Annotated in this window: 5 protein-coding genes and 1 pseudogene; 2 read left to right on the top strand and 4 right to left on the bottom strand. The window is 75.0% G+C overall.

What is annotated here, in order from left to right:
- A pseudogene (locus ABD339_RS22780) lies at positions 1 to 166 on the top strand (IS110 family transposase); the annotation flags it as partial.
- Positions 167 to 365: 199 nt separating this feature from the next.
- Here the strand turns inward: ABD339_RS22780 and ABD339_RS22775 are convergent.
- The 4 genes from ABD339_RS22775 to ABD339_RS22760 all read right to left on the bottom strand — a co-directional run bounded on the left by ABD339_RS22775 (position 366) and on the right by ABD339_RS22760 (position 5,147).
- Complete coding sequence (locus ABD339_RS22775) at positions 366 to 770, bottom strand: DUF3099 domain-containing protein (protein WP_344568270.1); 405 nt, start codon at positions 768 to 770, stop codon at positions 366 to 368.
- A 106-nt stretch (positions 771 to 876) separates the two neighbouring features.
- Positions 877 to 1,665 carry a hypothetical protein gene (locus ABD339_RS22770; RefSeq protein WP_344568269.1) on the bottom strand — a complete coding sequence of 263 codons (789 nt, stop codon included), beginning with the start codon at positions 1,663 to 1,665 and terminating at the stop codon, positions 877 to 879.
- Between the two features lie 208 nt (positions 1,666 to 1,873).
- Entirely contained in the window at positions 1,874 to 4,222 is a 2,349-nt protein-coding gene (locus ABD339_RS22765; protein ID WP_344568268.1) for a bifunctional salicylyl-CoA 5-hydroxylase/oxidoreductase, read from the bottom strand.
- A gap of 97 nt (positions 4,223 to 4,319) precedes the next feature.
- Positions 4,320 to 5,147 carry an enoyl-CoA hydratase family protein gene (locus ABD339_RS22760; RefSeq protein WP_344568267.1) on the bottom strand — a complete coding sequence of 276 codons (828 nt, stop codon included), beginning with the start codon at positions 5,145 to 5,147 and terminating at the stop codon, positions 4,320 to 4,322.
- Positions 5,148 to 5,417: 270 nt separating this feature from the next.
- Between ABD339_RS22760 and ABD339_RS22755 the strand changes: the two genes are divergently transcribed.
- Positions 5,418 to 6,695: an AAA family ATPase gene (locus ABD339_RS22755; RefSeq protein ID WP_344568266.1), complete on the top strand. Its 1,278-nt coding sequence runs from the start codon at positions 5,418 to 5,420 to the stop codon at positions 6,693 to 6,695.
- Positions 6,696 to 6,803: the final 108 nt, after the last annotated feature.

Below are 6,803 nucleotides of genomic sequence, written 5' to 3'. Positions count from 1 at the left end.
CGCCCTGCACGACCCCGCCTCCCGCACCTACTACGACAAGTGCCGAAGCCGGGGAAAGACCCACACACAAGCCCTCCTCCGCCTCGCCCGCCACCGCATCAGCGTCATCTACGCCATGCTCCGCGACGGCACCTTCTACGAACCCCGCACACCCCAAACCGCTTGACCAAAAACATAGAGACACCCCCCCGGCGTGTGGCATCAAGTCGCCGTCCACTGTTCGCGAGAGTCGGCACGCGGGCTCGCCACAGCCACCCGCACCGCCTTCAGACGGTCGCACTACGAGCCGCGCGGCTCGTTCGAAGCAGCGGTACCTGATGCCTCCCGGCGTCTGGTCCCCACCCGGCACCGGCAGTGCGGACGCCTCAGCGGCCCCCGCCGGGCCGCCGCCCGCCCCTGCGGCCCCGGCCGCCGCTCCCGCCGCGTCCGCCCCGCTGCTGGCCGGGGATGGCGGAGGGAGACGAGGTCCGCCGGGGAGATCCGGAACCGGAACCGCCACCGGAATCCGAGCCCGAACCCGAACCGGAGCCCGAACGGGGTCCTGCGCCCGTGCCCGGCTCGGAGCCGGCGGGCGGCTCGTCCCACCAGCGGTCGTCGGGCTCGCGCCGGTTGGCGATGATCGCGGCGACCGGCGGGATCACCATGGCGACCACGCACATCGCGATGGCCGCCGGCACCGACCACAGCCGCACGAAGGCCCAGGCGCTGACGAACAGCACCAAGCAGACCGTCATCAGCGCGAAATAGCGCCGCCGCCTCCGTGCGTACACACCTCCAGCCTACGGCGGCATCCGGCTCCCGGCAGTCCGGCGGCGGCATGGCCCCGCGGGGCCGCTCCCGGACCGCGCGGGCCACCACGGCCGGGCAGCGGAGGGCTCAGCCGTTCCGGCGGGCGGCGAAGCCGTGGGCGAGCTTCTCGATGGCGTCGGCCGTGCCCTCCGGGTCGGTCACCAGGCCCAGGTGGTGGGAAGTGCGGCGCAGCACGCGGTGCCCGATGGCCTCGGCCCTCATCGCCGTCTCCTCGTACGTCGGGCTCAGGCGCAGGTAAGCCGACCGGGAGTGGTCCGGGTCCACGTCCGCCCCGGGGGCGCGCTCTTCGAGGTAGGCGAGGGGCAGCCGGGGCACCCCCGCGCGAAACCACGCCCGCACCTCGGGGTCGGGCAGCTCTTCGGCCAGCACCTCCTCGGAGAACCACTGGTCCCAGGGCGGTAGCTGTCCGTCACGGGCGAGCGCCACCACCTGTGCCCGAAGGTCCTCGGGCACCACCTGGAGCCAGCTTTGCCCGGGGTGGGGCCACTGTGCGTCCGCGTAGACCGTCCCGGCGACCGGCCGGCGCCCCGCCGCGAGGCGCTCCCGCAGCGCGGGCAGCAGCGGCCCGGCGCCGCTGTGGCCGACGAGGACGACGGGGGCTGCGGGCACCACGGGGATGACGGGGGCGAGGGAGGCGACGGGGCGCACGTGGGGGCGCGGCGGTCCCGTCTGCTCGGCGGCCGTGGCCAGCAGCTTCGGATAGTAGGGGCCGCGGCCCCCGAGGGCTTGGGTCAGGGAGGGCACGCTGACGGCACGCCCCCGCGCGCGCAGCACGTCCGCGACGGGCCCCCAGGTGACGTCTCCGGTCAGCGGGCTGTGCACCAGCACCAGTTCGGCCTGGTCGCGAGCGGGCACGTGCGTCCCCTTTCGGGATTCGGCGGGCGGTCGGCTCACATACGACGTCCGCCGGCGTGCCCCCGTGAACGGCTGACGCAGTGTCGGCCCAGCGTAGACCCGCCCGAGGACGCCGTACCTGGTGGATCGCTACATCCCCGCCGGTATGCCCATGCCCACTCGGGTCGGCGCCAGGGGCGGGACCGGGGCGCACGGTGCCACCGGAGCGTTACAGGACCAGCCTCGGCTTGGGTGCGTCGGTGCGGCCGGTGGGGGGTGTGCGGCTGCCGGCCCGGTAGGGGGCGGGCCAGGGGGCGCCGGGACCGGTGTAGTTCTGTTCGGCGGCGGCGTGCAGGGTCCAGTGCGGGTCGTACAGGTGTGGCCTGGCCAGGGCGCACAGGTCGGCGCGGCCCGCCAGGATCAAGGAGTTGACGTCGTCCCAGGAGGAGAGGGCGCCGACGGCGATGACGGGGACGCCCAGGACGTTGCGTATCCGGTCCGCGTAGGGGGTCTGGTACGAGCGCCCGAAGTCGGGGCGCTCGTCGGCGACGACCTGGCCGGTGGACACGTCGATGGCGTCGGCGCCGTGCTCGGCGAAGGCCGCCGCGATGCGCAGCGCCTCCTCCCCCGTGGTGCCGCCGGGGGCCCAGTCGGTGGCCGAGATCCGCACGGTCATGGGGCGTTCGGCGGGCCATGCCGCGCGTACCGCGTCGAAGACCTCCAGGGGGTAGCGCAGCCGCGCGGCCAGGGAGCCGCCGTAGGCGTCGGTGCGCCGGTTGGTGAGCGGCGAGAGGAAGCCGGACAGCAGATAGCCGTGTGCGCAGTGCAGCTCCAGCAGGTCGAATCCGGCACGGGCCGCACGGCGGGCCGAGGCGGCGAACTCCTCGCGTACGACTCCCATTTGATGCGCCGTCACCTCACGCGGGGTCTGGCTGACGCCGGGCCGGTAGGGCAGCGGGGAGGGGGCCACCAGGGGCCAGTTTCCCTCGGGGAGGGGGTCGTCGATGCCCTCCCACATGAGCTTCGTCGAGCCCTTGCGCCCGGAGTGGCCGAGCTGGAGTCCGAGCGCGGCGGTCGGTGACTGGGCGTGTACGAACCCGGTCACCCGGCGCCAGGCTTCCTCCTGCTCGTCCGTCCACAGTCCGGCGCAGCCGGGGGTGATCCGGCCGCGGGGCGAGACGCACACCATCTCGGTCATGGTCAGCCCGGCGCCGCCGAGCGCGCGGGCCCCCAGGTGGACGAGGTGGAAGTCCCCGGGGAGCCCGTCCGGCGACTTGTACATGTCCATCGGGGAGACGACGACGCGGTTGCGCAGCGTCAGTCCGCGCAGCCGGAAGGGGGTGAACATCGGCGGTGTGCCGGCCGGGATCCCGGCCTCCCGCTCGGTGGCCGCCACGAAGTCCGGGTCGCGCAGGCGCAGGTTGTCGTGGGTGACGCGGCGGCTGCGGGTGAGCAGGTTGAAGGCGAACCGGTGCGGCGGCTGGGCAATGTACCCGTCCAGTTCCTCGAACCAGGTCAGGCTCGCCCGCGCGGCGCGCTGCGTGGACGCCACGACGGGCTTGCGCTCGGCCTCGTAGGCGGCCAGGGCCTCGGGCAGGGCGGGCTGTTCCCGTACGCACGCGGCGAGGGCGAGGGCGTCCTCGACGGCGAGCTTGGTGCCCGAGCCGATGGAGAAGTGCGCGGTGTGCGCGGCGTCCCCGAGCAGCACGATGTTGCCGTGCGACCAGCGGTCGTTGACGACGGTGCGGAAGGCGGTCCACTGGGAGTTGTTGCCGCGCAGGGGGCGCCCGGCGAGGGTCTCGGGGAAGAGCTCGGCGCAGCGCTCCGCCGAGGCACGCTCGTCGAGCCGGTCGAACCCCGCGGCCCGCCACGCCTCTTCGCGCGCCTCGACGATGACGGTGGACGCGCCCCGGTCCCGGCCTTCGGCGGCCGGGGCGGGGCGGGCGTAGGGGTAGGCGTGCAGTTGGAAGATCCCGTATCCCGTCTCGGCGATCTCGAAGCGGAAGGCGTCCAGTGCGAAGTCGGCGGCCAGCCAGATGTAGCGGCAGCGGTGGGTGAGAGGGCTGGGCCCGAAGATGTCGGCGTGTGCCGCGCGGGTGGCGCTGTGCACGCCGTCGGCGGCCACTACCAGGTCGTGTGCGTGTGCCAGTTCGGCGGCGGGCGGCGCCGGGGCGCGGAAGCGCAGGACGACGCCCAGCTCACGGCAGCGTGCGTGCAACGTGGCCAGCAGCGTGCGGCGGGAGAGCGCGGCGAAGCCGTGGCCCGAGGAGGTGAGGGTGCGGCCCCGATGGACGACGTCGATGTCGTCCCAGCGGACCATGTGGCCGCGCAGCGCCGCGTACACGTCCGGGTCGGCGTTCTCGATGCCGCCGAGCGTCTCGTCGGACAGCACGACGCCGAACCCGAACGTGTCGTCGGGCGCGTTGCGTTCGTAGACGGTGACCTCGCGCGCCGGATCCAGCCGCTTGAGCAGCACGGCCGCGTACAGCCCGCCGGGCCCACCGCCCACGACGGCGATCCGCAGGGCCCGTGCGGGGCGCGCGGATCGCAGGGACTGCACGGTTTGCGCGGGCTGCACGGACGGCACAGGGGGCGTCGATCGCGCCGTGGCGCCCCGCGTCGGCCCGGCCCCGGGTGACGGGGGTTTCGCGGGCTCCGGCGCGCTCACGCGCGGCTCACCTTCCCCGCCACTGGGGAGGCCGCTTCGCGGTGAAGGCGGCGTGGAACTCCGCGTAGTCCTCACCGTGCATCAGCATCGCCTGGGTGGCGGCGTCCAGTTCGACCGCGCCGGACAGCGGCAGGTCCAACTCCGCGGTGAGCAGCGCCTTGGTCTGGGCGTGGGCGAGTGCGGGACCGTCCGCCAGCCGCCTGGCCAGAGCGTGCGCGGCGTGCGCTGTGCCGCCCTCGTCGACGAGCCGGCTGATCAGCCCGATGCGCTCGGCCTCCGGGGCGCGGACGGGCTCGCCCAGCATCAGGATGCGGGTGGCGTGGCCGAGGCCGACGACGCGGGGCAGCAGGTAGGCGGCGCCCATGTCGCCGCCGGAGAGCCCCACTTTGGTGAACAGGAAGGAGAAGCGGGCCGTGGGGTCGGCCACCCGGAAGTCCGCGGCCAGCGCGAGCACTGCCCCAGCGCCGGCCGCGGCCCCGTGCACGGCGGCGACGACGGGGAACGGTGCCTCCCGCAGGGCGCGTACGACCTGCCCGGTCATCCGGTTGAAGTCCAGGAGCTGGGCCGTGTCCATCTCCAGGGTGGCGCCGATGATCTCGTCCACGTCGCCGCCCGAGCAGAACGCGCGGCCCTCGCCGCCGAGGACGAGCGCGCGTGGCCGGTTGCGGTGCGACAGCTCGGCGAGCAGGTCACGCAGGTCGGCGTACGCCCCGAAGGTGAGCGCGTTCAGTTTGGCCGGGCGCGCGAGCGTGACGGTCGTGACGCCGCTCTCCTCGGTCACCTGCACGTGCCGCCACTCGCCGGTACGCGGGGCGGATCCGGAGAACGGGCTCATCTCGGGGCCTCCGTCGGTGAGTTACCTCGGTCGCGCGCAGGCCGCCACGCGCCGAACGTATCACTGCATTGTGACTGCCGTCACGAGAACGCGATAGACGTGAGCGACGCGAGGGAGGAGTGGGCGGACCGGCCACCGCGCGCGGACCCGATCGGTGGGCAGCGGGCAGCGGCGGTGAAGTGGTATGCCGCGTACGGGACTTCGCCCGATCGGGCGAGACGGCGGGCGCCGGAACGGTTCGCCGTCGCAAGCCGCGCATACGGTCCGCACATGCACGCGCCCTCCCCTCCTCCCCCGCCGCCCCCTTCGTCCGCCCCGACCCCGGCCCCCGTACCCGCATCCGCATCCGCATCCGGCGGTCGGCCCGCCGTCAGCGAGCTGCGGCTGTCCGCGTACCGGGGGCTGCGGGGGCGCACGGTGCCGCTCACCCGCGTCACGGTCGTGACGGGGCCGAGCGGCAGCGGCAAGTCCACCGTCCTGGAGGCTTACGAGGCACTCGCCGCGCTCGGCAGGGGCGCGGCACTGACCGAGGTCTTCCCCGCCGACTCCCCCGGATCGTCCGGCGCACCCAGCGCACTGGCGACACCCTGCCGCCCCTCGCCCTACGTCCCGCAGGCGGCGCGCCCCGACCGGGGAGGCCGGCGGGGCTTCCGGCTGGGCTGCACGGTGACGGGCCCGGCAGGCCCGGTGCGCCTCGATGTGGCGGTCCAGGCCGAACCCGAACTGCGCGTGGTCGGCGAACGGCTGACCGGCGCGGACGGCGAAACACTGCTCTCCACAGCGCTGCGCGACCCCGCCCGGCGCACCCTGGAGGCCACCTGGCACACCGGGAGCGCCCAGCGGGCCTTGCGTACGCCCTTCCCGGACGACCGGCTGGCCGTTCCGCTGCTGCCGCTGTGCGTCGCGGGCGCGACGGCGGCACAGCGCACGGTGCTGGCGGCGGCCGAGCAGGTCGTCGTCGCCCTGCGGGCGGTCTTCGCCTGTGACCCGGTGCCCGCGCGGATGCGCGCCCCGGCAGCGGCGGGAGACGGCCGGCTGCGCGGCGGCTGCGAGAACCTCGCCGCCGTGGTGGGCCGCACCCGCGCCGAGTGCTCCTCGCGCCACGCCGCGCTGCTGGCCGCGTTACGGGAGGGCTGCGCGGGCCCGGTGACCGAGCTGCGCGCCGAGCCGGGCGGGCGCGGGCAGGTGCGCGCCGTCGTCGAGCGGGGCGCGGGCCGGCCGGTGACCCCTCTGGAGTGGCTCGGCGACGCGGAACTGCGGTACGCGGCCCTGGCGCTCGTACTGCTGACGGGGCCCGGGGTGCTGTCGGTGGACACGGTCAGCGAGGTACCGGCGGCGCGGCAGGCACTGACGGTGCTCGCCGACGGCCTGGACCGCGACCTGGACGAGGCCCAGACCCGCCAACTGCTGTCGCTGGCGGCCCGGATGGGCGCGCGCGGCCATGTGCGGCTGCTGGCCACGGGCCCGGACGCGGGGCCCCTGGCCCGGGAGGCGGCACGGGAGCGGGCGCGGGCGCAGGGCGTATCCCTGGTAGACCTTGGTGCGTGAGCGAATCTCCCCACAGCAACGGACACTCGCGGCCCCCGCGAGCCGCACAGGCACAGGCCCCGCAAGCCGCGCAGACTCCGCAGGTCCCGCAGCCCCGGACCGTCGCCG

This window comes from Streptomyces axinellae, assembly GCF_039532135.1.
Lineage (GTDB): Bacteria > Actinomycetota > Actinomycetes > Streptomycetales > Streptomycetaceae > Streptomyces > Streptomyces axinellae.
The sequence above is the reverse complement of the archived record's forward strand: the minus strand, read 5'-3'. Positions and strand labels throughout refer to the sequence as shown.

Excerpts from the sequence above, each read along its gene's own strand:
- ABD339_RS22760 (WP_344568267.1), bottom strand. The coding sequence starts at position 5,147 with ATGAGCCCGTTCTCCGGATCCGCCCCGCGTACCGGCGAGTGGCGGCAC.
- ABD339_RS22755 (WP_344568266.1), top strand. The coding sequence starts at position 5,418 with ATGCACGCGCCCTCCCCTCCTCCCCCGCCGCCCCCTTCGTCCGCCCCG.